At 72.0% G+C, this 23135-nt stretch carries 23 protein-coding genes; 8 read left to right on the top strand and 15 right to left on the bottom strand.

Features of this window, described 5'->3' with window-relative positions:
* Positions 1–45: 45 nt before the first annotated feature.
* The 8 genes from truB to rimP form a co-directional block, all read right to left on the bottom strand.
* Positions 46–918 carry a tRNA pseudouridine(55) synthase TruB gene (gene truB, locus AB0I79_RS10980; RefSeq protein WP_357870197.1) on the bottom strand — a complete coding sequence of 291 codons (873 nt, stop codon included), beginning with the start codon at positions 916–918 and terminating at the stop codon, positions 46–48.
* Positions 919–1959 carry a bifunctional oligoribonuclease/PAP phosphatase NrnA gene (locus AB0I79_RS10975; protein ID WP_357870195.1) on the bottom strand — a complete coding sequence of 347 codons (1041 nt, stop codon included), beginning with the start codon at positions 1957–1959 and terminating at the stop codon, positions 919–921.
* Positions 1956–2414 carry a 30S ribosome-binding factor RbfA gene (gene rbfA / locus AB0I79_RS10970; RefSeq protein WP_357870192.1) on the bottom strand — a complete coding sequence of 153 codons (459 nt, stop codon included), beginning with the start codon at positions 2412–2414 and terminating at the stop codon, positions 1956–1958. Before rbfA ends, AB0I79_RS10975 begins: the two co-directional genes overlap by 4 nt.
* A 42-nt stretch (positions 2415–2456) precedes the next feature.
* The gene (locus tag AB0I79_RS10965; protein WP_357870189.1) at positions 2457–2753 is read right to left on the bottom strand and encodes a DUF503 domain-containing protein; all 297 of its coding nucleotides are present in this window, start codon (positions 2751–2753) and stop codon (positions 2457–2459) included.
* A gap of 117 nt (positions 2754–2870) precedes the next feature.
* The gene (gene infB / locus AB0I79_RS10960) at positions 2871–6029 is read right to left on the bottom strand and encodes a translation initiation factor IF-2 (RefSeq protein WP_357870186.1); all 3159 of its coding nucleotides are present in this window, start codon (positions 6027–6029) and stop codon (positions 2871–2873) included.
* A gap of 112 nt (positions 6030–6141) precedes the next feature.
* Positions 6142–6453 (bottom strand): YlxR family protein, encoded by a 312-nt coding sequence (locus AB0I79_RS10955; RefSeq protein WP_357870183.1) that lies wholly within the window; start codon positions 6451–6453, stop codon positions 6142–6144.
* The gene (gene nusA, locus AB0I79_RS10950) at positions 6437–7441 is read right to left on the bottom strand and encodes a transcription termination factor NusA (protein ID WP_357870180.1); all 1005 of its coding nucleotides are present in this window, start codon (positions 7439–7441) and stop codon (positions 6437–6439) included. The genes AB0I79_RS10955 and nusA overlap by 17 nt, the downstream gene beginning before the upstream one ends.
* Before the next feature lie 12 nt (positions 7442–7453).
* Positions 7454–7939 carry a ribosome maturation factor RimP gene (gene rimP / locus AB0I79_RS10945; protein ID WP_357870177.1) on the bottom strand — a complete coding sequence of 162 codons (486 nt, stop codon included), beginning with the start codon at positions 7937–7939 and terminating at the stop codon, positions 7454–7456.
* Between the two features lie 233 nt (positions 7940–8172).
* Here rimP and AB0I79_RS10940 point away from each other — a divergent pair, with 233 nt between their 5' ends.
* Both AB0I79_RS10940 and AB0I79_RS10935 read left to right on the top strand, forming a co-directional pair.
* Positions 8173–8676 carry a hypothetical protein gene (locus AB0I79_RS10940; RefSeq protein WP_357870174.1) on the top strand — a complete coding sequence of 168 codons (504 nt, stop codon included), beginning with the start codon at positions 8173–8175 and terminating at the stop codon, positions 8674–8676.
* A gap of 23 nt (positions 8677–8699) precedes the next feature.
* On the top strand, positions 8700–9176 hold the full coding sequence (locus AB0I79_RS10935; RefSeq protein ID WP_357870172.1) for a ferritin-like domain-containing protein: 477 nt from the start codon (positions 8700–8702) through the stop codon (positions 9174–9176).
* 322 nt (positions 9177–9498) lie between these two features.
* Here the strand turns inward: AB0I79_RS10935 and AB0I79_RS10930 are convergent, their stop codons facing one another.
* Positions 9499–11244 (bottom strand): proline--tRNA ligase, encoded by a 1746-nt coding sequence (locus AB0I79_RS10930; RefSeq protein WP_357870169.1) that lies wholly within the window; start codon positions 11242–11244, stop codon positions 9499–9501.
* A gap of 104 nt (positions 11245–11348) precedes the next feature.
* Entirely contained in the window at positions 11349–12020 is a 672-nt protein-coding gene (locus AB0I79_RS10925; protein WP_357870167.1) for a hypothetical protein, read from the bottom strand.
* Positions 12021–12155: 135 nt separating this feature from the next.
* Between AB0I79_RS10925 and AB0I79_RS10920 the strand changes: the two genes are divergently transcribed.
* Entirely contained in the window at positions 12156–13094 is a 939-nt protein-coding gene (locus AB0I79_RS10920) for an acyl-CoA dehydrogenase family protein (protein ID WP_357870165.1), read from the top strand.
* 35 nt (positions 13095–13129) lie between these two features.
* On the opposite strand, the gene AB0I79_RS10915 is transcribed toward AB0I79_RS10920, so the two are convergent.
* A complete protein-coding gene (locus tag AB0I79_RS10915) occupies positions 13130–13612 on the bottom strand; it encodes a hypothetical protein (RefSeq protein ID WP_357870162.1) in 483 nt (160 codons plus the stop codon).
* A 94-nt stretch (positions 13613–13706) separates the two neighbouring features.
* Between AB0I79_RS10915 and AB0I79_RS10910 the strand changes: the two genes are divergently transcribed.
* The 5 genes from AB0I79_RS10910 to AB0I79_RS10890 all read left to right on the top strand — a co-directional run bounded on the left by AB0I79_RS10910 (position 13707) and on the right by AB0I79_RS10890 (position 19974).
* Complete coding sequence (locus AB0I79_RS10910; protein ID WP_357870159.1) at positions 13707–14777, top strand: LLM class flavin-dependent oxidoreductase; 1071 nt, start codon at positions 13707–13709, stop codon at positions 14775–14777.
* Complete coding sequence (locus AB0I79_RS10905; protein ID WP_357870157.1) at positions 14777–15838, top strand: hypothetical protein; 1062 nt, start codon at positions 14777–14779, stop codon at positions 15836–15838. Before AB0I79_RS10910 ends, AB0I79_RS10905 begins: the two co-directional genes overlap by 1 nt.
* An 11-nt stretch (positions 15839–15849) precedes the next feature.
* Entirely contained in the window at positions 15850–17358 is a 1509-nt protein-coding gene (locus tag AB0I79_RS10900; RefSeq protein ID WP_357870154.1) for an AMP-binding protein, read from the top strand.
* Positions 17359–17546: 188 nt separating this feature from the next.
* The gene (locus AB0I79_RS10895; RefSeq protein WP_357870152.1) at positions 17547–18848 is read left to right on the top strand and encodes an FAD-dependent oxidoreductase; all 1302 of its coding nucleotides are present in this window, start codon (positions 17547–17549) and stop codon (positions 18846–18848) included.
* Positions 18832–19974 (top strand): aldolase, encoded by a 1143-nt coding sequence (locus AB0I79_RS10890; protein ID WP_357870150.1) that lies wholly within the window; start codon positions 18832–18834, stop codon positions 19972–19974. Before AB0I79_RS10895 ends, AB0I79_RS10890 begins: the two co-directional genes overlap by 17 nt.
* 16 nt (positions 19975–19990) lie before the next feature.
* Here the strand turns inward: AB0I79_RS10890 and AB0I79_RS10885 are convergent, their stop codons facing one another.
* The 4 genes from AB0I79_RS10885 to AB0I79_RS10870 form a co-directional block, all read right to left on the bottom strand.
* Positions 19991–20671 (bottom strand): copper homeostasis protein CutC, encoded by a 681-nt coding sequence (locus AB0I79_RS10885; protein WP_357870147.1) that lies wholly within the window; start codon positions 20669–20671, stop codon positions 19991–19993.
* A gap of 131 nt (positions 20672–20802) precedes the next feature.
* A complete protein-coding gene (locus AB0I79_RS10880; protein WP_357870145.1) occupies positions 20803–21282 on the bottom strand; it encodes a peptidoglycan-binding protein in 480 nt (159 codons plus the stop codon).
* Between the two features lie 269 nt (positions 21283–21551).
* A complete protein-coding gene (locus tag AB0I79_RS10875) occupies positions 21552–21767 on the bottom strand; it encodes a hypothetical protein (RefSeq protein WP_357870143.1) in 216 nt (71 codons plus the stop codon).
* Between the two features lie 46 nt (positions 21768–21813).
* Positions 21814–23031: a S8 family serine peptidase gene (locus tag AB0I79_RS10870; RefSeq protein WP_357870141.1), complete on the bottom strand. Its 1218-nt coding sequence runs from the start codon at positions 23029–23031 to the stop codon at positions 21814–21816.
* Positions 23032–23135 lie beyond the last annotated feature (104 nt).

Genomic DNA, 23135 nt, shown 5'->3' with positions numbered 1-23135 from the left:
CCGAGCCGGCCGGCTGGCCGCGGCCGGATACAGGGCCGGATACGGCTAACCGACGAAGACGGCGATGGGCTTGGCCACCCGGCCCTGCTCCTCCACCAGCGCCAGCAGTTCACCCTCCGGCCCGAACACCCCGATCGGCCCCGTGCCGAGCCCCGCGGACGGCAGCCGCCCGCCGTGCCCGATGACGCGGGCCTCCTCGGCCGTGACGTCCCTGCGCGGGAACGCGGCGGCGACGGCCTGCCCGATCGGCAGGATCACGCACTCCTCGGCGAGCTGCTCGATGCTCCTGGCCAGCGACAGGTCGTACGGCCCCACCCGGGTGCGCCGGAGGCTCGTCAGGTGGCCGCCGACCCCGAGCGCGGCGCCCAGGTCACGGGCCAGCGACCGGATGTAGGTGCCGCTGGAGCAGGTCACGACCGCGTCCACGTCCACGACGTCGCCGCCGGCCCGGATGTCGAGCACGTCGAACTGCCGCACCGTGACCGGCCTGGCCACCAGCGCGACCTCCTCGCCGGCGCGGGCCTTCTTGTAGGCCCGTTCGCCGTTCACCTTGATCGCGCTGACCTGCGGCGGGACCTGCATGATCTCTCCGGTCAGCGCCGCGACGCCCTTGTGGACCTCGGCCGCGGTGACGCCGGCCGCCGAGGCGGTGGCGACGACCTCGCCCTCGGCGTCGTCGGTGTTGGTGCTCACGCCGAGCCGGATCGTGGTCTCGTACACCTTCTCGGTCAGCGTCAGGTGCCCCAGCAGCCTGGTCGCCTTCTCCACGCCGACCACCAGCACGCCCGTCGCCATCGGGTCGAGCGTGCCCGCGTGCCCCACCCGGCGGGTGCCCGCGATGCGCCGCATCTTGGCCACCACGTCGTGGGAGGTCCACTCGCCGGGCTTGTCGACGATGATCAGACCGCTCTCGGCCATCTAGGAAACCCTCCGCAGCTCGCGCCGGAACTTCGCCATGGTCTCCTCCACGGTCTCGTACGAGGTGTAGCCGGCCGCGTTGTGATGTCCGCCGCCACCGAGCGCCGCGCACACGGCCGCCACGTCCACGGTGCCCTTGGACCTGGTCGAGACCTGCCAGTCGCCGTGGTCGTCCTCCTTGAGCACGACCGCCACCTCGGCCTCGTCGGCGCGGCGCACGATGTCGATGATGCCTTCGAGCTCGGAGTACGGCAGCCCGTACGCGGCCCGGTCCACCCGCGACACGTACGTCCACACCAGCTCGCCCTCCAGCGTCACCCGCTCCAGCGCGTGCGCCAGCACCTTGAGGTAGCCGAACGGCGAGCGGTCCCACAGCTCGCGGGCGATCTCGTCGGTACGCAGCCCGGTCGCCACGAGCCTGGCCGCCATCTGGTGCACGGCAGGCGTGGTCGAGGAGTACCGGAACGAGCCGGTGTCGGTCACCAGCCCCGCGTACAGGCAGGTGGCGATGTCGCGGTCGAGCCGCCCGCCGAGCCGGTGGACGAGCTGCTCGGCCAGCATGGCCGTGGCCGCCGCCTTGGCGTCGATCAGGTCGAGCGTGCCGAACCCCGTGTTCGACGGGTGGTGGTCCACCACGATGACCTCGCGCGCCGAGGCCGCGTTGGCGCCCAGCAGCCCCACCCGCTCGAACGTCGAGCAGTCGAACACGATCATCAGCTCGGGCGCGGGCGGATACTCCTCCGGCGGCACCAGCATCTCCTGCCCGGGCAGGAACCCCAGCAGCCTCGGCACCGCGAAATGCCGGTCGCCGAACGAGGCCACGACGCGCTTGCCCAACGAGCGCAGCACGAACGCCACGGCCAGCATCGACCCGAGCGCGTCGCCGTCGGGGTTCACGTGGCAGGCCAGCGCGATCTCGTCGTGCCGGCCGATCAGCCGCAACGCCCGATCCCACGAGGCCTCGGGGATCGGGCAGCCCTCCGCAGGAAGCCGCTCCAGGCTCGCCGGGCGGTCCGTCCTGTCGCGTACGTCGGGCGTCACGCCTGATCGTCCCTGACGACCTCGGAGTCTTCCTCCTCTTCGGGCTTGCGGTAGGGATCGGCCTCGCCGGCGTACGAGGCGGTCTGCGCCTGCCGCGCCACCTCGGCGTCGCGTGCCCTGGCGGCGTTGATCAGGTCGTCCAGGTGGCGCGCGTTGTCGGGCAGCGGGTCGTGCTTGAACGTCAGCGTCGGGGCGAACCGCACCCCGGTCTGGCGGCCCACCTCGGAGCGGATGATCCCCTTGGCGCTTTCGAGGGCGGCGGCGCTGTCGGCCCGCTCGGCTTCGGAGCCGAACACCGTGTAGAACACCGTGGCGTCGCGCAGGTCAGCGGTGACGCGCGTGTCGGTCACGGTGACGAAGCCCAGGCGTGGATCCTTGATCCGGCGCTCCAGCATCTCGGCGACGATCTGCTGGATGCGGTCGGCGAGCTTACGCGCTCGTGCGGCATCCACCATGTTTGCCCCCCTCATCCACGACCGGCGTGGCCGTGCAGTCGTTCAATCTTCGTCGTTGTAGAGCCGCTGCCGGGCCGACAGCAGCTCGATCTCGGGGCGGAAGGCCACCATGCGCTCGCAGGCGTCCAGCACCTCCTTGCAGTTACCCGAGGAGGCGGAGACCACCGCCACACCGACCTCCGCTCTGCGATGCAGATCGAGATGGCCGGTCTCAGCCACCGCGATGCTGGGATAACGGCGCTGCAGCTCGGCGATCAGCGGCCGTACGACAGAGCGCTTCTGCTTCAGCGATCTGACGTCGCCGAGCAGGATGTCCAGGGTCAGAGCACCCACATACATCGTTGGCAACCACCGCTTGACCTGGTGTCAGAGCACGACCGGCCTGCTGCGGTGGGAACCAGGCCAGGGCGTGCGAGAGGCGCCCGGCGGATGTCCCGCCGGGCGCCCGGCCGCGCGTCACACGCGCGGCTTCTCCCGCATCTCGAACGTCTCGATGACGTCGTCGATCCTGATGTCGTTGTAGCCGACACCGATACCGCACTCGAAGCCCTCGCGGACCTCGGTCGCGTCATCCTTGAAGCGACGCAGGGACGAGACGGTCAGGTTGTCCGCGATGACGACGCCGTCGCGGATGACCCTGGCCTTGCTGTTGCGGACGATCAGGCCGGAGCGGACCAGCGAACCGGCGACGTTGCCGATCTTCGGCACCTTGAAGACCTCGCGGACTTCGGCGGTGCCCATCTGGACCTCTTCGAACTCGGGCTTGAGCATGCCCTTGAGCGCCGCTTCGATCTCCTCGATCGCCTGGTAGATGACCGAGTAGTAGCGGATGTCGACGCCCTCGCGCTCGGCCAGGTCGCGTGCCCGGGGCTCGGGACGGACGTTGAAGCCGATGATGACCGCGTTGTCGTCGGCGACGGCCAGGTTGACGTCGTACTCGGTGATCGCGCCGACCGCGCGGTGCAGGACACGGAGCCTGACCTCGTCGCCGACATCGATCTTGAGCAGGGCGTCTTCCAGAGCCTCCACCGAACCGGACACGTCACCCTTGATGATGAGCTTGAGCTCGTCGACGCGGCCCTTCTCGAGGTCGCTGAACAGCTCCTCGAGGGTGCGGCGACGGCTCGACTTCGCCATGTCGGCGCTGCGCTTGCGCGCCGCGCGCTGCTGGGCGATCTGCCGGGCCATCCGGTCGTCGGTGACCACGATGAAGTTGTCACCGGCGCTCGGCACCGCGGTCAGACCCATCACCAGGACCGGACGCGACGGCGTGGCCTCCTCGACCGGCTCGCCGTTGTCGTCGAGCATCGCGCGGACGCGGCCGAAGGCCTCGCCACACACGATGGAGTCGCCGACGCGCAGCGTGCCGCGCTGGACCAGGACGGTCGCGACGGGGCCGCGGCCGCGGTCGAGGTGCGCCTCGATCGCGATGCCCTGGGCGTCCATCGTCGGGTTGGCGCGCAGGTCGAGCTCGGCGTCCGCGGTCAGCAGGATGGCCTCGAGGAGGTTGTCGATGCCCGTGCCGTTCTTCGCCGAGATGTCGACGAACAGCGTCGAGCCGCCGTACTCCTCCGCCACCAGGCCGTACTCGGTGAGCTGGGCCCGGACCTTGTTCGGGTCGGCGCCCTCCTTGTCGACCTTGTTGACCGCGACCACGACCGGCACCTCGGCCGCCTGGGCGTGGTTGAGCGCCTCGATCGTCTGCGGCTTCACACCGTCGTCGGCCGCGACCACCAGCACCGCGATGTCGGTGGACTTGGCGCCTCGGGCACGCATGGCGGTGAACGCCTCGTGACCCGGGGTGTCGATGAAGGTGATCTTCCGGTCTTCGCCCTCGTGCTCGGCGGCGACCTGGTAAGCGCCGATGTGCTGGGTGATGCCACCCGCCTCGCGCGCCACCACGTTGGTCTTGCGGATGGCGTCGAGCAGCTTGGTCTTACCGTGGTCGACGTGACCCATGACGGTCACGACCGGCGGACGCGCGGCCAGGTCGGCCTCGTCGCCGTCGTTCTCGCCGAACTCGATGTCGAAGGCCTCGAGAAGCTCGCGGTCCTCCTCCTCCGGGCTGACGACCTGGATGTCGTAGTCGAGCTCCTGGCCGAGGATCTGCAGCGTGTCCTCGCTCACCGACTGCGTCGCGGTCACCATCTCGCCCAGGTGCAGCATGATCTGCACGAGCGAGGCGGGGTTCGCGCCGATGCGGTCGGCGAAGTCGGACAGCGACGCGCCGCGCGGCAGGCGGATCGTCGCGCCGTTGCCGCGAGCGACCTGCACACCGCCGATCGCCGGCGCCGACATGTTGTCGAACTCCTGGCGCCTCTGACGCTTCGACTTGCGGCCACGCGCGGGACGGCCGCCGGGACGCCCGAAGGCTCCCGCGGTGCCGCCGCCACGGCCACGACCGCCGCCACCGGGACGGCCGCCGAAGCCACCGCCGCCGCCACCGGGACCACCGGTGCCGGTGCGCTGACCGGTGCCGCCGCCGCCACCCGGGCGACCGGCGAAACCGCCGCCACCACCGGGACGACCGCCGCCGCCACCACCAGGACGGCCACCGCCGCCACCGCCGGGACGACCGCCGCCGCCACCGCCACCCGGACGGCCACCGCCGCCGGGACCGGCAGGGCGACCCTGCGGCATCATCATCGGGTTGGGACGCGGGCCACCCGGACGGGGACCGCCCGCACCGCCACCGGCGCCGGGACCCGGACGCGGGCCGCCGGGCGGCGGGCCGGGACGCGGGCCTGGCGTGGGCCTGTCGCCACCGGGACGAGCCTGCGGCGGACGCGGCATCCCGCCGTCACGCGGCGGACCGTCACGACGCTCGCGCTGGCCGGGACCGCCGCCGTCGCCGCGGTTGCCGCCCGGACGCGGCGGACGGGACTGGCCCATGCCGCTGGCGTTGGACGAGAACGGGTTGTTGCCCGGACGCGGGCCACGCGGGCCCGGCCTCGGACCGGGGCCGGGACGCGGGCCGCCACCGGCCGGCGCGCCGGGGCGCGGCGCCTGCGTGGAACCACCGCGCTCGCCACGGTCACCGCGGTCACCACGGTCGCCGCGCTCACCACCGCGCTCGCCGCCGGCGGGGCCGGGACGAGGGCCGGGCTTGGGACCGGGACCCGGACGCGGGCCGCCACCGGCGGGGCCGGGACGCGGGCCAGGGGCCGCCGGACGAGCGGGCGCGCCGCTCTCGAAACGCGCCTGCGGGGCACCAGAGGTCTCACCGCGCGCAGCCTCGGGCTGCTGCGGCGCCTGGTGCGGCATCGGCACCGGCGGGCGCGGCTGGCCGCCGCCCGCGGGGCCGGGACGCGGACCGGGCTTGGGGCCCGGACGCGGTGGAACTGGAGCCGGCGCCTGGGCGCCGTTACCGGCCTGGCCTTCAGCCGGCCGGGGCGCAGCCCTCGGCGGCTGCGGCTTGTTGGACGGCTGACCGCCGCCCCTGGAGGGGCCACCCTTGGATGCCCCCAGCGCTTCGGTGAGCCTGCGGACCACCGGCGCCTCGATGGTGGAGGACGCCGAACGGACGAACTCCCCCATCTCTTGGAGCTTGGCCATGACGACCTTGCTCTCGACGCCGAACTCCTTAGCGAGCTCGTATACCCGGACCTTCGCCACTGCACTCCCTTACTCGGCCCGGGAGGCTGGCTGTGCCGTCCGGACCGTCGCTACCTTGACGTCTTCATCGCCGCGTGCTCATCAGGCGCTCATAGCAATCTGACTCCGCCCATCAACTCGGCGTCCTACATGACATTTCTTGGTCTCCCTCCAGGTGCGCTCGCACGGGCGAGCTGTCAAGCGGCCCCGGCACGCGGAACGCGCGCGGGAACGCTCGGCGCCGCTCGGCAAGCTCCAGACAGCTCAGGGACGGATGCAGCGATGCACCTCGCCCCGGGAGCCGTCCTCGCAGGTCAGGGACCACTTGGTCCTCGACCCGCACCAGACGGAGCAGCTCGGACTTAGCCTCGCGAGCCCTGCAGCCCACACAGGTGCGCTGCGGGACCGCTTGGCCACCATATTCCAGCTTACCGTGTTGACGCATCTACGGAACCGGCGGCGTCCTCGGCTTGGGTGTCAGGCCGGATGTCGATCCGCCATCCCGTGAGTCGCGCGGCAAGCCGGGCGTTCTGTCCCTCTTTGCCGATGGCCAGCGAGAGCTGGTAGTCGGGCACCGTGACCCGCGCGACACGACCTTCGAGGTCGAGAACCTCGACGTGGGAAACGCGCGCGGGCGACAGGGCATTCCCCACGAACTCGTCCGGCTCCTCCGACCAGTCGATGATGTCGATCTTCTCGCCGTGCAGCTCGGTCATCACGTTGCGGACGCGCGAGCCCATCGGCCCGATGCACGCGCCCTTGGCGTTCACGCCCTGCTTGCGCGACCTGACGGCGATCTTCGTCCGGTGGCCCGCCTCGCGCGCCACCGCCGCGATCTCCACGGTGCCGTCGGCGATCTCCGGCACCTCCAGCGCGAAGAGCTTCTTGACCAGCCCGGGATGCGTGCGCGAGAGGGTGACCGAGGGGCCCTTGTGGCCCTTCTTCACCTGCACCACGTAGGCGCGGATGCGCTCGCCGTGCACGTACTCCTCACCGGGCACCTGCTCGGCGTGGGGCAGCACGGCCTCGATCTTGCCCAGGTCGACCAGCACCACGCGCGGGTCCTTGCCCTGCTGGATCACGCCGGAGACCAGCTCGCCCTCGCGGCTGGCGAACTCACCGAAGTTGATCTCGTCCTCGGCGTCGCGCAACTGCTGCAGGATGACCTGCTTGGCGGTGGTCGCGGCGATCCTGCTGAAGTTGCTGGGCGTGTCGTCGTACTCCCTGACGACCTCGCCCTCCTCGTCGAGCTCGGCCGCCCAGATCGTGACGTGACCGCTACCGCGGTCGAGCTCCGCCCGCGCCTTGGAGGCCGCGCCGTCGGTGCGGAAGTACGCGATCAGCAGCGCGTCTTCGATCGCCTTGACGACCAGGTCGAAGGAGATGTCCTTCTCCCGCTCCAGGCTGCGCAGGACGCTCATGTCGATGTCCACGACGGCTCCCCCCTAGCCTTCGTCGCCGTCGACGTCGTCGAAGCGGCGGAATTCCACCTGCACCCTTCCGCGGGTGAGGTCCTCGTAACCAAGCCTGCGCGGCGCGCCCGAGACGTCGAGGTCGACGCCGCTCTCATCGGCGGCCGTGATGCGGCCCTCCACCACGGATCCGTCCTTCAGCTCCGCCTTCACCAGCCGCTTGGCCGCACGGCGCCAGTGGCGCGGCTCGGTGAGCGGGCGATCGACGCCCGGCGAGGACACCTCCAGCGTGTAAGCGGCCTGGCCCATCGCGTCGTCGTCGTCCAGCGCCGTGGAGACGGCCTGGCTCACATCGGCGACGTCGTCGAGGCTCACACCGCCGTCGCGATCGACGATCACGCGCAACAGCCGTCTCTTGCCCGCCTGGGTGACCGTGATGTCCTCCAGGTCGAGGCCCTCCGCGCTGACCACGGGCTCCAGGAGCTTCAGCAGGTGGTCGCGGGGTGATGCGCTGCCCATATCGACCTCCCCTATTGTCATGTCTCAGCCGGGCGGACCTCGCCTCTGGCTCTCCCGCCGTCTGGCCGCTCAGCCAGCGACGACAGTTGACACCCTATCCGTATGAGGGCACGGAAAGAGCGCCACTCGTCACGGTCGAATGGCGGAGCGTCGCCGGACGGCGATCCCGGGCACTGGCCGTACGATGCTACCGAGGCCCCACCGAGGCCGGTGACACCAGGAGGTTCGAGTCCGTGCGCGCGCGTCAGCTGTCCCGTCGGACCTTTCTGGCGGGCGGGGGAGCCTTGCTGGCGAGCGGGACGGCCGCGCTGACCGCCTGCACCGCCTCCGGGCCGCCGCAGCAGCCCGCCGCGCCCCCTTCCGACTCGCCCGAGACCGTCCTGCTGAAGGGTCTCATCGCGGAGAAGGAGCGCACGATCGCGCTCTACTCGTCGCTGATCGCCGGCGGGGCCGAGAAGCTGGCGCCGTTCCGCGACCGCCACCAGGCCCATCTGGACGAGCTGCGCAAGCACGTTCCCTCCGGTTCCGCGCCCCCCTCGCCCAGCCCGTCGCCCAGTTCGTCGCCCACGGCTTCGGCGGGCAAGGCGTCGCTGTCGCGGCTGCGCGAGCTCGAGCGCGAGGCCGCCGCCGAGCGGCCACGCCAGCTCGACGGCGTCTCGCCCGGGGTGGCCCAGCTCATCGCCAGCATCGGCGCGTGCGAGGCCGCCCACGCCATCGCCCTTCCGAGGTCCCTGTGAGGCCCCTGTGAGGTGCTTGTGAGGTGCTTGTGAGTTCCGCCGACGACATCGAGAAGCTGCGCAAGGCGCTGGCCGCCGAGCACGCGGCGCTGTTCGCGTACGGGCTGCTGGCGGCGCGCACGTCGGGGATGGTGCGGCGGCGGATGAGCGAGGCCTTCGAGGCGCACCGGGCGCACCGCGACCAGCTCCGCACGCTCATCACGGCGCGGGGCGGGCGGCCGGCCGAGCCCGACGCGTCGTACGCGCTGCCGTTCTTCCCCTCCAACGCGACGCTGGCCGTCAAGCTGGCGGTGCAACTGGAGAACGGGGTGGCGGCGGCCTACCTGGAGCTGGTGTCGGCGCAGGACCAGAAGCTGCGGGAGCATGCGGCGCTGGCCATGCAGGAGGCCGTGAAGCGGTCGTACGCGTTCCGGCCCGATCCGCCGGCGGCGTTCCCCGGCATGCCCGCCGCCGCGGCGTCACCGCCGGCCTCGCCCTCGGCGGGGCAGGCGGGCGGCTGACGCCCGCCCGGCGCGTCACCGTCCCGCCGTACTCCGGCTGGGTCCTTCTCGGAGGGAAGGCAGCGGGCAAAGCCGGCCTGCGGCGGCCGGACCGCCGTACCCGGGGCTGCGCCGGCCACACGGACCAGGGCCCTGCCCGTGGCGGCTGGGCCGCCCGAACCGCCCCTGGCATGCCTGTGACGGGCTGGGCTGCCCGGACCGACCAGGGCATGCCCATGGCGCGCTGGGTCGCCCGACCGGACCCCGGGGTGGCCCGTGGCGGGGCCTGGGCCGTCCGAACGGGTCAAGGCCGGGCCCCGGTCGGCGGAGGAGGGCTCCGCTCTCAGGCGTTGACGGCGGCCATGATGCGGTCGGCGGCCTCGGCGAGGGGGATCTCCGACTTCTCGCCGGAGACCCGGTCGCGCAGCTCCACGACGCCCTGCGACAGCCCGCGCCCGACGACCACGATCGTCGGCAGGCCGAGCAGCTCGGCGTCCTTGAACTTCACGCCGGGCGAGACCTGCGGCCGGTCGTCCACCAGGACCCGCAGGCCGCGCGACTCCAGCTCGGCCCCCAGCTCCAGGGCGGCCTCCACCTGGTTCTCCTTGCCGGTGCCGACGATGTGCACGTCGGCGGGCGCGACCTCGCGCGGCCACACCAGCCCCAGCTTGTCGTGGGCCTGCTCGGCGATGACCGCGACCGCGCGGGACACGCCGATGCCGTAGGAGCCCATGGTGATGCGGATGGGCTTGCCGTCGGGGCCGAGCGCGTCGAGGCCGGCGGCGTCGGCGTACTTGCGGCCGAGCTGGAAGATGTGGCCGATCTCGATGCCGCGGTCGATGGACAGCTCGGCGCCGCAGCGGGGGCAGGGGTCGCCGGCGCGCACCTCGGCGGCCTCGATGGTGCCGTCGGGGGTGAAGTCGCGGCCCGCGACCACGTTGGCGGCGTGCTTGCCGGGCTCGTTGGCGCCCGTGACCCAGGACGTGCCGTCGACGACGCGGGGGTCGACGAGGTAGCGGATGCCGAGCTCGCGCAGGATCTGCGGGCCGATGTAGCCGCGGACGAGGCCGGGGTGCTTGGCGAAGTCGGCGGCCTCGAAGATGGCGGGCTCGCCGGGCGCCAGCGACGCCTCCAGGCGCTTGAAGTCGACCTCGCGGTCGCCGGGCACGCCGACGATCAGGGTCTCGACCTTGTCGGAGCCCGGCGTGGTCACCTTGACGACGACGTTCTTGAGCGTGTCGGCGGCGGTGACGGACAGGCCGTGGTGCTCGTTGACGTACGACACCAGCGACTCGATGGTCGGGGTGTCGGGGGTGTCGAGCACCTGCAGCGCGGGCAGGTCGCCGGTCGGACGCGCGGCGGGGGCGGGCGTGACGACGGCCTCGGCGTTGGCCGCGTAACCGCAGGAGTGGCAGGCCACGAACGTGTCCTCGCCGGTGGGCGTGGGGGCCAGGAACTCCTCCGACGCGGAGCCGCCCATCGCGCCCGACGTCGCGAACACGATCTTGTACTTGATGCCGAGGCGGTCGAAGGTCCTGATGTAGGTCTCGCGGTGCTGCTCGTAGGAGCGCTTGAGGCCGTCGTCGTCGAGGTCGAAGGAGTAGGAGTCCTTCATCAGGAACTCGCGGCCCCGCAGGATGCCGGCCCTGGGCCGCGCCTCGTCGCGGTATTTGGTCTGGATTTGGTAAAGGGTGACCGGATAGTCCTTGTAGGAGGAGTATTCGCCCTTGACCATGTCGGTGAAGAGCTCCTCGTGCGTGGGACCGAGGAGGTAGTCGGCGCCCTTGCGGTCCTGCAGCCGGAAGAGGGTGTCGCCGTATTCCGTCCAGCGGCCGGTCGCCTCGTAGTATTCGCGGGGCAGCAGGGCGGGGAAGAGCACTTCCTGGCCGCCCATGCGGTTCATTTCCTCGCGGACGATCCTTGCGACGTTCTCCAGGACCATTTTGCCGAGGGGGAGCCAGGAGTAGATGCCGGGCGCGACCCGGCGGACGTAGCCGGCGCGGACGAGGAGCTTGTGGCTCGGCACTTCCGCGTCTGCCGGGTCGTCCCGCAGGGTGCGAAGAAACAACGACGACATGCGCAGCAACACGGCTACTCCTTGCTCGAACCCGGATGTGGAGGCCTGCAGAGGACTACAGAGGTCTACAGGCTATCGAGTCGGAGGAGCACCGCGCTCGGGCTTATTCCGGCGGCTCAGACGGCCAGCGGGATCCAGCCCGCGACGAAGGCGGCCAGGCAGACCGTGAACAGGCCGGCGAACACCGCCGACATCGCCAGCGCGCGCACCCGCCCGCGCGCGCTCCTGCGCAGCGCCAGCACCAGGGCCACGGACGCCAGGCCGACCACCATCGCGGGCCACGGCCAGAACGACTGCTCGCTGTCGATGAACCCGGGGGTCGCCCGGTCCACCACGTCGGCGATCAGCGCCGCGCCGACCGCGCCCGCCGCCACGTCGCCCCAGCCGTCCTGCCTGCGGGTGGCGTACGCCAGCAGGCCCAGGCCCACGAGCAGGGCGAGCGTCCAGTTGAGGCCGGCGGGACTGCCGCCGATCACGTCGAAGGCCTCGTCGCCGGTCAGCGCGCTCGCGCCCAGCGCGGAGACGAGCGTGGACACCGCCGCCAGGAACGTCGTCACCAGCGCCCATCCGAACCCCGACGCGGTGGCGCCGACGGTCAGCGAGAGGGCGAGATAGGCGTACGGGTCGTAGATCTGGCCGAGCCAGCCGGGGCCGTTTCCGGAAATGAGCATGCCGATCAGGCCGACGGCCAGTCCACCCAGGAAGGCCGCCACCAAATGGCGTTCGATGGCGCGCTGACGCCGGTCGTATTCGGCGAAGTCGGCGTAGTCGATGGTGATGTTGTTCATGTCCATTTCCCTGGTCAACCCCTCCCCCGGAATGGTCTGGGGATGACCACATCCAGATTATGTGACCCTACAAAAAAGGCAAATTTCGGTCATGTCCATACTAAAACAAGCAATCGCTTGGTTATAATCGGTCGCGTGTCACTCGCCGATGAGCTTCGCGCCGCCGTCCGCGACTATCTGGCCGGGCGTCCCGGCGCGTCGTGGCAGGCGTTCGCGCGGGACGTGGGGATCGCCGGGCTGCTCGTGCCCGGCAAGCACGGCGGAGCGGGATGCGGGCCCGCCGAGATGGCGGCCGTGGCGGAGGAGCTGGGGCGGGTCCTGTCACCCCACCCCTTCCTCCAGTCGGCGGTCATGGCGGTCGAGGCGGCCACGGCCTGCGGGGCGGACGAGCTGCTGGAGGCGCTGGCGGGCGGGGTGAGCGCGACCGTGGTGCTGCCGGGTGACGGGGAGCTGCGCCTCGACGGGGAGCGGCTCACGGGGGTGGCGCCGTACGCGCTGGAGGGGGAGCTGGTGCTGGTCTACGCCGGCGGCGCGCTGGTGGAGGCCGTGCCTTCGCGGCGGGTGAGGCACGTGACGATGGACGAGAGCCGGCCGTTGCAGCGGCTCGACTTCGACGGCGTCCCGGTGCGGCGGCTGGGCGACGGCGCGGGGTGGGCGCGCGTGCGGGACCTCGGGATCGCCGCGCTGGCGGCCGAGCAGGTGGGCGGGGCGCAGCGGTGCCTGGAGATGGCGGTGGAGCACGCCAAGCGGCGGCACCAGTTCGGGCGGCCGATCGGGGCGTTCCAGGCGATCAAGCACAAGCTGGCGGATCTGCTGCTGCTCGTGGAGTCGGCCAGGTCCGCGGCGGGGGCGGCGGCGGAGGACGCGGTGGCGGCGGCGGTCGCGGGGTCGTACTGCACGGAGGCGTATCTGGCGGTGGCCGGGGAGAACATCCAGGTGCACGGGGGGATCGGGATCACGTGGGAGCATCCCGCGCACCGGTACTTCAAGCGGGCCACCTCGGACGCGCAGCTCTTCGGGCCGCCGCAAGCCCATCGCGCCCGGCTCGCCACGCACGTCCTCGGCACGGGCTGAGGTCCGCACGCTTCCCGGGGCGGGCGGGGTGCGGGTCAGCCGCCGAGGAGTTCTTCCCAGGGGTGGCGGGTGTTGGTGCGGCGGGTGGTGTCGAGGGCTTCGGCCAGGCGCCAGAAGCCCGGACGGGCACGGACGGTGGCCCGCCCGATCGGGTCGATCGCGCGCAGCTCGAAGCGCACGCCCATCACGTCGAGCACCGCCGAGCCGCCGTCGCCCGGCCCGGCCTGGGTGACGAGGGAGCCGTCGTAGTCGGGGTCGCGGACCTGCTCGGCCAGCAGGGTGGCCACCTCCGACGCGTACGGCCCGTCGCGCCACTCGACGTGCCAGCTGTGGTCGGCCCCGCGCCACCACGTCAGGTCGCGGCACGACTCGATGAAGTCGGCCTCGGAGGCCAGCGCGGCCATCACCCGGCCGAACGCCTCGTACCGGCGGGCGCTGGTGAGCGAGAGTTCGCCGCCTTGGTCCGGAGACGCGCCGCTCTTCGGCCGCCGCAACGCGTGCTTTCGCTTCACAGGCATCCACTCTGATCGCCGCCGCGCCCTTCCCGCAAGTCTTTGCCGCTGATACGCTCTACCAAGCGAGCGCTTGGTTTCCTATTACGCCGGAGGCGCGATGACGTCGTCCCTACGGATCAGCCTGGGGTATGAGCTGGAGGTCCGCGGTCGCACCCGCGAGGTCGAGCAGCAGGCGTTCCAGAACGTGATCGACCAGGTCGTCCTGGGCGACCGGCTGGGCTGCGAGGCCGCCTGGTTCGTGGAGCACCACTTCACCAGGGGCTTCTCCCACTCCTCAGCACCCGACCTGGTCCTGGCCGCCATCTCGCAGCGCACCGAACGCATCCGCCTGGGGCTCGGGGTGGTGCTGCTGCCGTTCCAGTCCCCGATCCGTACGGCGGAACGCGTCGCCACGCTCGACATCCTGAGCAGCGGCCGGGTCGAGTTCGGCACGGGGCGGGGCGCGTCACCGCTGGAGTACCAGGCGTTCCAGCGGCCGTTCGAGAAGTCGCGGCAGATCTGGGAGGACTCGCTGGAGGCCACGCTGGCCATCTGGCAGGCCGACGGCGAGCCGGTCAGCCGGTCGAACGAGTTCTTCGAGATCCCCGACGTGGCCGTCTACCCGCGCCCGGCCCAGCGGCCGCACCCTCCGGTCTGGGTGGCCTCGACCTCCCTGGAGGGCTATCTCGCCGCCGCCAGGCACGGGTACAACCTGCTCGGCATGACCATGCTCAAGGGCATCGACGACGTCGCCGCCGACATCGCGAGATATCGGGAATGTCTGAGCGAGCATGGCTTCGACCCCGCCACCCGGCGCGTCGCGCTGATGATCCCCTGGTACGTCGCCCCCACCCGCGACGAGGCCAACGTCACGGCCGCCGATCCGGTTCTGTGGTACATCCGCCGCCAGGTCAACCTCGTCACCCCGCCCGACTACTACGACGCCCGCCACGCCACCCACCGCGTGCTCGGGCAGCTCGCCGCCGGGCTGCCGCCCGAGGAGGCCATGGCCACGCTCCGCGAGCACCTGATGGTCGTCGTGGACGACGTGGAGGGCTCACGCAAGGCCCTGGCCAGGATCGCCGAGGCGGGCGCGACGGACCTGATCATCCAGGCGCAGGTGGGCGGCCTGGCGCACGAGCGGGTGTGCGAGTCGATCTCCCTGTTCATGAAGGACGTGATGCGTTGATGGCGCGCTGGCTGACCCGGGACGACCTGGGGGCCGCGGCGGGCTCCGCCACCGGGCTGCTGCTGGTCTCCCCCGACGTGTCCAGCGTCTTCCCGCTGTCCCCCGAGGACCGTACGGCCGCGGCGGGGCTGACGGGGGCGGCGCTGCGGGAGTCGGGGGTCGGCGAGCGCGACCGCGTCGTGGTGGCCCTGGCGGAACCGGCCGGCGCGCTGTGGGCGTCGGCGGCGGCGGACGTGGCGCAGGCGGCGGCCTGCGTGGGCCCGCGCGGCCGGATGCGCCTGCACCACGCGCTGAGCGCGCTGAAGGCCACCACGCTGGTCGCGACCCCCACGGGCGCGATGGACCTGCTGGCCCGCCTGCACCTGGAGTTCCTGCTGGACCCGCTGGACCTCGGGCTCAGGACCATCGTGCTGACCGGCGAGATCGCCTCCAAGCGCACGCTCGGGCACCTGGCCGGCGAGTTCGGGGCCACGGTCACGGAGGTGCTGGCCAGCCCGTTCAGCGGTGGCGCGCTGGCCTGGCACGCGGCCGAGGACGATCCCCTCCGGCCGCTCGCGGACGGTGTGCTGGGGCTGGCGGCGCTGGACAAGGACGTCCCCGCCACGGCGGACGGGCCGGCCGAGCTGGTCGTCACCCCGTCCGCGCACTCGGCGCTCGGCGACGCCGTGCTCAGGACCGGGCTGGTCGCCAGGACCGCGGGAGGCGGGGACATCCCCGCGCCCGCCCACACGGTGGGCGAGCACGTGCTGGTCAGGGGCGTGTGGCTGGCGCTGCCGCGGATCGAGAGGGCGCTGTCGCGGATCGACGGCGTGGCGGGGTGGGAGCTGGCGGTCAGCCGGCAGGGGACGCTGGACACGGCGGCGCTCAAGGTCACGTTCGCCAGGCAGAGCCTGATCGGCAACCCCATGTGGAAGGGGCGGATCGAGCAGGCCGTCCGGGCGCTGACCCCCGTGTCGGTGACCGTGGAGATCGCCCAGGAGGTCTCCGAGACCCCCGTGCCCGGCACCGTGAACGACCTGCGCGGCCACCACCTCGGAAGGGACAGAGCGCTCATCACCTGAAGGGGCAGCCGATGGGATCGATGCCGGACTGGGGGACGCTCCCCCGCATGCTTCGTGACCAGGCCGAACGCCATCCCGACGAGCTCGTCGTGGCCAATCCCGCGGGCCCGCGGCTGACGCTGGCCGGGCTGCGCGAGGCGGCGTCCGGGGTCGCGCGCGGCCTCGTCGCACTCGGTGTGCGGCCGGGTGACCGGGTGGCGATGTGGGGGGTGAACTCGGCCCGCTGGGTGACCCACGCGTTCGGGATCTGGGACGCGGGGGCGGCGATCGTGCCGCTGTCGTCCCGGTGCAAGGGCATCGAGGCCGCCCAGCTCATCGAGAAGACGGGCGCGCAGGTGCTGATCGCCGAAAGCTCCCTGGCCGGGCTGCTGCCGCCGCTGCCCGGCCTGCGGCACGCCGTGCCCGAGGTGCCCGCCGCCGCGGAGGTGCCCGTGCGGGAGGCCGAGGAGCGGGCGCTCGCCGTACGGCCCGGCGACCTGTGCGAGATCATGTCCACCTCCGGCACCACCGGTACGCCCAAGGGCGTGATGATCGACCACTCCCAGGTGCTGCGCGGCTACTGGGACTGGTCGGAGATCGTCACGCTGGACGAGCACGACCGCTACCCGGTGATCGCGCCGTTCAGCCACGGGTTCGGCCTCAACGCCGGGCTCGTCGCCTGCGTGCTGCGCCGGGCCACGATGATCCCGGTCGCGGTCTTCACGCCGGACGCGCTGATGTCGCTGATCTCCGAGGAGCGGGTCACGGTGCTGGCCGGGCCGCCCACGCTGTTCCACCGGCTGCTGGACGAACTCGACCGCGGAGCCTGGGACGTGTCGTCGCTGCGGGTGGCCATCTGCGGGGCCGCCGCCGTGCCGGCCCGCCTGATCACGCGGCTGGTCGAGCGGGTCGGCCTGGAGCGCATGATCAACGCGTACGGGCTCATGGAGGGCACGGTCGTCTCCATGACCAGGGCGGGCGACCCCATCGACGTGATCGCGAACACCACCGGCAGGCCCGTGCCCGGCATCGAGGTGAAGGTGGTGGACGACGACGGCAAGCCGGTCGCGGCCGGCGAGCGCGGCGAGATCCTGCAGCGCGGCTACGGCGTGATGCGCGGCTACTGGGGCGAGCCCGCACGGACGGCCGAGGTGATCGACGCGGACGGCTGGCTGCACACCGGCGACGTCGGCGTGCTGGACGAGGCGGGCAACCTGGCCATCGTGGACCGCAAGAAGGACCTGTACATCGTCAACGGGTTCAACGTCTCCCCCGCCGAGGTCGAGTCGCTGCTGCTGCGGGAGGGCTCGCTGGCGCAGGCCGCGGTCGTGGGCGTGCCGGATCCGGTCTCCGGGGAGTCGGGGCTGGCCTACGTCGTGCCCCGCCCGGGGATGGCGGCCGATCCCGAGGCCCTGGCGGCGTGGGCGCGCGCCAACATGTCCGGCTACAAGGTGCCCAAGCGGATCGTCGTGGTGGACGCCCTGCCGACCAACGCCAACGGCAAGGTGGACAAGGTGGCCCTGCGCCATCGCCCGGCGTAGCGGAGTAGCGTGGAGGCACGCGCCTCCGCTCAGAAGCCGTCATGAGCGGTTACGTTGGCAGGAGCACCGATCATGCGGTATTCGCCGGGGACGGGTTCATCCGCACCGGCGACCGGGGATACATCGATCACACTGGCCGGTCGCGTCCAGTGGGGCGTGTCGCACGTGGACCGGCGTAGGGAGGCGGCGTGACGTTGCACGTGGCGGTCATCGGGTCGGGCCCTGCCGGGATCTACACGGCCGAGGCGCTGGTCAAGCAGTCGGCCGAGCCGGTCGAGGTCGATGTGATCGAGCGGTTGCCGACCCCGTACGGGCTGGTCCGGTACGGCGTGGCGCCCGACCACACCTCGATCAAGTCCATCGCGAACTACCTGCGCAAGGTGCTGGAGCTGCCCCAGGTGCGCTTCCTCGGCGGCGTCACGCTCGGCTCCGACGTGTCGGTCGAGGACCTGCTGGGCGTCTACGACGCGGTGGTCTACTGCACGGGCGCGATGGTCGACAGGAAGCTCGGCATCCCGGGCGAGGACCTGCCGGGCAGCGTGGCCGCGACCGACTTCGTGAACTGGTACTGCGGGCACCCCGACGTCGACCCCGGCCGGTTCACGCTCGACACCTCCGAGGTCGCCGTGATCGGGGTCGGGAACGTCGCCGTGGACGTCGTCCGCGTCCTGGCCAAGACCGCCGAGGAGCTGCGCGCCACCGACGTGCCGCACGAGGTGCTGCACCGGCTCGGCGAGAGCGAGGTGAAGGCCATCCACATGGTCGGGCGGCGCGGGCCCGAGCACGCCAAGTTCACCCTGAAGGAGCTGCGCGAGCTGGGCGAGCTGGTCAACGCCGACGTGTGCGTGCGCCCGGACGAGGCCGTCGTCCTGGGCGGCGACTTCCCGCGCCAGGTGCAGGGCAACATCAAGGTCCTGCAGGGGTGGGCGGACCGCGAGCCGGTGGGCCGCCCGCGCCGCCTCGACGTGCGCTTCTGGCTGCGGCCCGTCGAGATCCTCGGCACGGAGCGGGTGGAGGGGCTCAGGCTCGAGCGCACCCGGCTGTCGGAGGAGGGGCGCGTGGTCGGCACCGGCGAGTACGAGACGCTGCCGGTCGGCATGGTGCTGCGCTCGGTCGGCTACCAGAGCGTCCCGCTGCCCGGGGTGCCGTTCTCGGACCGGACCATGACCGTGCCGAACGAGGCCGGGCGAGTGCGCGATCGCGAATACGTCGCAGGCTGGCTCAAACGCGGGCCCACCGGGGTGATCGGCACCAACAAGTCCGACGCGGCGGAGACCGTCCGCACGCTGCTGGCCGACCTCGAGGGCGGCGCGCGCGTGGGGTCGGGCGGCATCGACCTGCTGCTGGCCGGGCGCGGGGTGCGGCCGATCACGTACGCGGAGTGGCTGGCCATCGAGGCGGCCGAGGCGGAGCTCGCCCAGTCGCTCAACCGTGGCGAACGCGTCAAGCTCGTCGGGCTGGAGGCCATGCTCCGTGCCTGCCGTCCCTGAGGGTTTCGCCGGGACGTACCGGCTGCAGCAGGCCCGCTACCCCGAGGCGCGTCCCGGCTGGCAGCCCGTCCACACCGTGTACGTGCCGGCCGACCGCTTCTCGGCCCGCACCGTCGCCGAGTGGGGCGAGCGGGCGCTGTCGCTGCTCAAGGCTCACCTGGCGGGCCCCGACGAGGTGGCCGAGGTCTTCGGCGTGCCCTCCGGGCTCGCCGCCGTCGTGCACGAGATGTTACTGCGCAAGTTGTCCACCGAGCCGGTCGAGGATCTGCGCGTCGACTTCGAGGACGGGTACGGCGTGCGGCCCGGCCCCGTCGAGGACGGCCACGTGAGGCAGGCCGTCGAGGCGGTCGCCGCGATGCACGCGGCCGGAGCGCTGCCCCGGCGGTGGGGTCCCCGGGTGAAGTCGTTCGCCGACGGGGATCCCGAGCGGTCGGTGCGCACGCTGCGCGGCTTCGTGACCGGGGTGGTGGAGCGGGCCGGTGAGCTGCCGGGCGGGTTCACGGTGACCTTTCCCAAGGTGCTGATGGAGGCCTACCTCGGGCAGTTCGCGGGCGTGCTGGCGGAGCTGGAGGCGGAGCTCGGGGTGCGACTGCGGTTCGAGATGCAGGTGGAGGCGCCGCAGACGCTGCCGTTCCTGCGCGGCGAGCTGAACGAGGCGCTGGGCGGGCGGCTGGCGGCGGCGCACTTCGGGGTCTTCGACTACACGGCCGCGCTGGGGCTGCCGCCGCACGAGCAGCGGCTCGACCATCCGGCCTGCGACCACGCGCGGCACGTCATGCAGACGGCGTTCGCGGGGACGGGGGTGGAGCTGTCGGACGGCTCGCTGGCCGCCTCGCCCGCCTCCGACCGCGCGGGGGACGTGCACGGGCTGTGGCGGCGGCACGCCGAGCTGGTCCGCCACTCGCTGCGGCACGGCTTCTACCAGGGGTGGGACATGCACCCGTCCCACCTGGTGAGCCGGTTCGCCACCGTCTACGCCTTCCACCTGGCCCGCTACGACTCCTACAGGGAGCGGGTGCTGGCCTGGGAGGAGCGGCGCTCGGCCGGGGGTGGCGTGATGGACGAGCCCGCCACGATCCGCACCCTGGCGGCCGCCCTGCGCCGCGCCGACATGGCCCTGCCGTGAACCTCAGGGAGGGTGGTCAGTCGCGCTCGACCAGGGCCCGCCACTGGCGTACCAGGCGCCACTCGACCGGGTCCGACCAGCTCGACCGCACGGCCGAGCCGACGTGGAAGGCGCGGATGCCGTAGTCGAGCAGGGCGGGCACGTGCGCGGGCCGCAGACCGCCACCGGCCAGCACGATCGAGCCGTCGCCGGCGTCGGCGCGCGCCTTGAGCACGGGCAGCCCGTCCCCCACGCCGGTGGGCGCGCCGGAGCTGAGCACGGTGGCCAGGTTCGGCAGCAGCCGCACGGCGCGCCAGGCCGCGTGGACGTCGGCGGCGTGGTCGACGGCGCGGTGGAACGTCCACGGCAGCGGCGAGACCGCGTGGATGAGCGCCTCGGTGGCGGTCAGGTCGACGGCTCCCGCGCCGTCGAGGAACCCGAACACGAACCCGGCCGCCCCGGCCTGCTTGAGGGCCTTGGCGTCGCGGCTGAGCCGCTCGACGACGTCGGGGTCGGCGGCGAAGCTCGCGTCGCAGCGCAGCATGACCATCTGGGGGAGCGGGCACTCGGCGGCGATCGCGGCGACCGTCTCCGGTGAGGGGGTCAGCCCGTCGGCCGCCATGTCGGCCACGACCTCGAGTCGGTCGGCTCCGCCTTGTTCGGCGGCGACGGCGTCGCGCACGTTGAGCGCGATCACCTCAAGGAGGGATCCGGTCATGGGGAGAGGTTATATGGCGCTTTGCGCCCTTGTGCCAGAAGGTTGACCCTGGCCCTCGGCCTGGGACCGACCCGAAGCGTCAGCGGGCCGGCACCCCTGGACGGGGGCACCGGCCGGCGTGGAGAAGGCGCCTACATGGCGGCTACCGGCGTCTTCTCCAGCCATGCCTCCTTCCACGTGTCCTCGTCGACCTTGCCGGTCACCGGCAGGCCCTCGAACTCCTGGAACTCCTTGCAGATCCGCTCCGTCTGGTCGCCGAAGTCGCCGTCGACCTTGAGCTCCGGCCAGCCGCGGTTGTTGACCTGCCGCTGCCACTTCCGGACGTCCTCGCCCGTGTCGCCCTTCTTCAGGATGCGGCCGGGCGTCGGCTGCGGCTTCGTGCTGCCGGCCTCCCAGGTGGCGTCCCACGTGGCCTTGTCGACGTCGCCGTTCGAGGTCAGGCCGTGCTCCATCTCGAAGTTGGCGCACAGACGCCTGCTCTCCTTGCCGTAGATGCCGTCGACCTCGATGTGCCAGCCACGGTTCCTGAGCTGTTGCTGCCACTTCTTGACGAGCTCGCGCCTGTCGTCCCCGATGTCCAGAGGAGGGGGACGGTATTCCGGAGCCTTCATGGCTACCTCCTGATGCCGATGAGGGTGGATCCCACGATCGTGGGCCGTCCATTTGTGCGGGCACCTTGTAGTGGTGCCCACGTCTCCAGGACATCACAGGAAATCCGGAAAGACGCCCTACCTAGATGCCTTTTGGGTAGCCTGTTTAGCACATTTGGGGTTAAAAACCTAAGCCCTTCAAAAAAGCGACAATACCCAATTTTCGGACAGGTGTCGGCAGGCAAGAGGGCGCGCCGGACAGCGGCCGGCGCGCCCTCCCGATGAACGGCCTACAGGTAGTAGTACACGTCCACCGTGCCGTCAGCGCAGTTGGAGAAGACAGCCTCTCCCGGGCCCTGCGCAGGCTCATAGTTGACGAACTGCGCAGCCTCGTCACGAGTCGGATAGTTGGTTACGTTCCAGATCTTTGTGGTCTGGTCCAGACCTTGTTCCCTTTTTGCATTGTTCGCCTGGGAACGCTTGTCGACAGCAGTGGTGAATGACATATACGGAACCTCTCCCTTTTCTTACATGAATGCGCGGGCCCGCCTTCTACGGAGCCCGCACCAGACCCACGCCCCGGTCGGCCACGTCGACGCCGGACGCCAGCGGGCTGACCGCGGCGCCGGCGAGCAGGCGCGCGGTGACCGTGGACGAGGCCGCCGGCAGCGGCGACTTCATCACGTCCTCCCACCACAGCGCCGCCACGCCCGCGACGTGCGGCGTGGCCATGCTCGTACCGCTCAGGGAGCGCAGGCCGCCCCCGCTCCGCGCGGAGACCACGCCCACCCCCGGGGCGCTGATCTGCGGGAAGGTATTGGAGAAGGGCGCGACGACCAGGCCGTTGCCCGTGGGTGACTGTGCCAGCGCGCCGACCGCGATGACGCCCTCCGCGGCGGCGGGCAGCGACACGGCGATCTCGAAATCCGGCCCGTGCTGGCGCTCGCTCTCGTTGCCGGCCGCCGCCACGACGACGGTGCCGGGGCCGACCGCCCCCCGGGCGGCCACCATCCGCATGAGCGCGTCGAAGAGCCGCAGGTTCGCCCGGTACGCCTCCAGGGCGAGCGATGTGGCGAACCTCGGCTGCCGTCCCATGTCCACCAGTCGCTGGACCATGCCGGGGAAGTCGAACCCCAGGGACATCGAGATCACCTGGGCGCCCTGGTGCAGCGCCCATTCCATGCCGCGCAGCAGCCCCTCGGTGTCGCCGCTCCCGTCGTCGGCGAGCACCTTGGCGATCAGCGCCCGGCTCACGCCGGGCGCGACGCCGATCCGCGTGCCCTCGACCGGCCGGCCGAAGATCGTGCCGGCGCAGTGCGTGCCGTGCCCCTGCTTGTCGCCCACGCCTGAGCCGCTGAAGTCCTCCTGGATGAGGGTCACCCCGGTAAAGGCGGGGTGGGTGGCGTCGATGCCGGTGTCGAGGACGGCCACGACGGTGTCCGCTCCCGTCCGCGTCGTGACGTCGGCGCCCACGGCCTTGACGCCCCACGTGGCCGCGGCGGCGGTCGCCTCGGCCTCCGCCCGCCCGTCGGCCCCGTCCTCGATCGGCTGGATGAGCGTGGTCGGCATGACCGGCGCCACCGCCCGCACCTCCGGGTCGCGTGACACGTCGCGCAGCTCGCGCTTGCCGAGCTCGACCACTTCCACGTGCGGTTCGCTGCCCACGCCGAGCGCCGGCGGCGGCATCGGACCGCCCGCCCGCGCCGACTCCAGCGGACTCGCTGTGCGCACGCCGCTCATGTCGCGCAACACGCTGTATCTCTCACCCATGGCCTTCAGCCCCCGCTCGACGCCGTCCTCCGGACGTGGCGCCGGTCCTCCGGCCCCAGGGGAACATGCCCCCGACCGGTTCCGCTGGTTGCCAAGCCACGCTG

The sequence above is a fragment of the Nonomuraea sp. NPDC050202 genome, assembly GCF_040656115.1.
GTDB lineage: Bacteria > Actinomycetota > Actinomycetes > Streptosporangiales > Streptosporangiaceae > Nonomuraea.
The sequence above is the reverse complement of the archived record's forward strand: the minus strand, read 5'-3'. Positions and strand labels throughout refer to the sequence as shown.

What these genes read in the sequence shown, in the direction of transcription:
- AB0I79_RS10910 (WP_357870159.1), top strand. Translation starts at nt 13,707, where the DNA reads ATGACGTCGTCCCTACGGATCAGCCTGGGGTATGAGCTGGAGGTCCGC.
- truB (WP_357870197.1), bottom strand. Translation starts at nt 918, where the DNA reads ATGGCCGAGAGCGGTCTGATCATCGTCGACAAGCCCGGCGAGTGGACC.
- AB0I79_RS10915 (WP_357870162.1), bottom strand. Translation starts at nt 13,612, where the DNA reads ATGCCTGTGAAGCGAAAGCACGCGTTGCGGCGGCCGAAGAGCGGCGCG.
- AB0I79_RS10905 (WP_357870157.1), top strand. Translation starts at nt 14,777, where the DNA reads ATGGCGCGCTGGCTGACCCGGGACGACCTGGGGGCCGCGGCGGGCTCC.
- AB0I79_RS10880 (WP_357870145.1), bottom strand. Translation starts at nt 21,282, where the DNA reads ATGAAGGCTCCGGAATACCGTCCCCCTCCTCTGGACATCGGGGACGAC.
- AB0I79_RS10955 (WP_357870183.1), bottom strand. Translation starts at nt 6,453, where the DNA reads ATGCGTCAACACGGTAAGCTGGAATATGGTGGCCAAGCGGTCCCGCAG.
- AB0I79_RS10875 (WP_357870143.1), bottom strand. Translation starts at nt 21,767, where the DNA reads ATGTCATTCACCACTGCTGTCGACAAGCGTTCCCAGGCGAACAATGCA.
- AB0I79_RS10870 (WP_357870141.1), bottom strand. Translation starts at nt 23,031, where the DNA reads ATGGGTGAGAGATACAGCGTGTTGCGCGACATGAGCGGCGTGCGCACA.
- AB0I79_RS10900 (WP_357870154.1), top strand. Translation starts at nt 15,850, where the DNA reads ATGGGATCGATGCCGGACTGGGGGACGCTCCCCCGCATGCTTCGTGAC.
- rimP (WP_357870177.1), bottom strand. Translation starts at nt 7,939, where the DNA reads ATGGGCAGCGCATCACCCCGCGACCACCTGCTGAAGCTCCTGGAGCCC.
- rbfA (WP_357870192.1), bottom strand. Translation starts at nt 2,414, where the DNA reads ATGGTGGATGCCGCACGAGCGCGTAAGCTCGCCGACCGCATCCAGCAG.
- AB0I79_RS10885 (WP_357870147.1), bottom strand. Translation starts at nt 20,671, where the DNA reads ATGACCGGATCCCTCCTTGAGGTGATCGCGCTCAACGTGCGCGACGCC.
- AB0I79_RS10925 (WP_357870167.1), bottom strand. Translation starts at nt 12,020, where the DNA reads ATGAACAACATCACCATCGACTACGCCGACTTCGCCGAATACGACCGG.
- AB0I79_RS10965 (WP_357870189.1), bottom strand. Translation starts at nt 2,753, where the DNA reads ATGTATGTGGGTGCTCTGACCCTGGACATCCTGCTCGGCGACGTCAGA.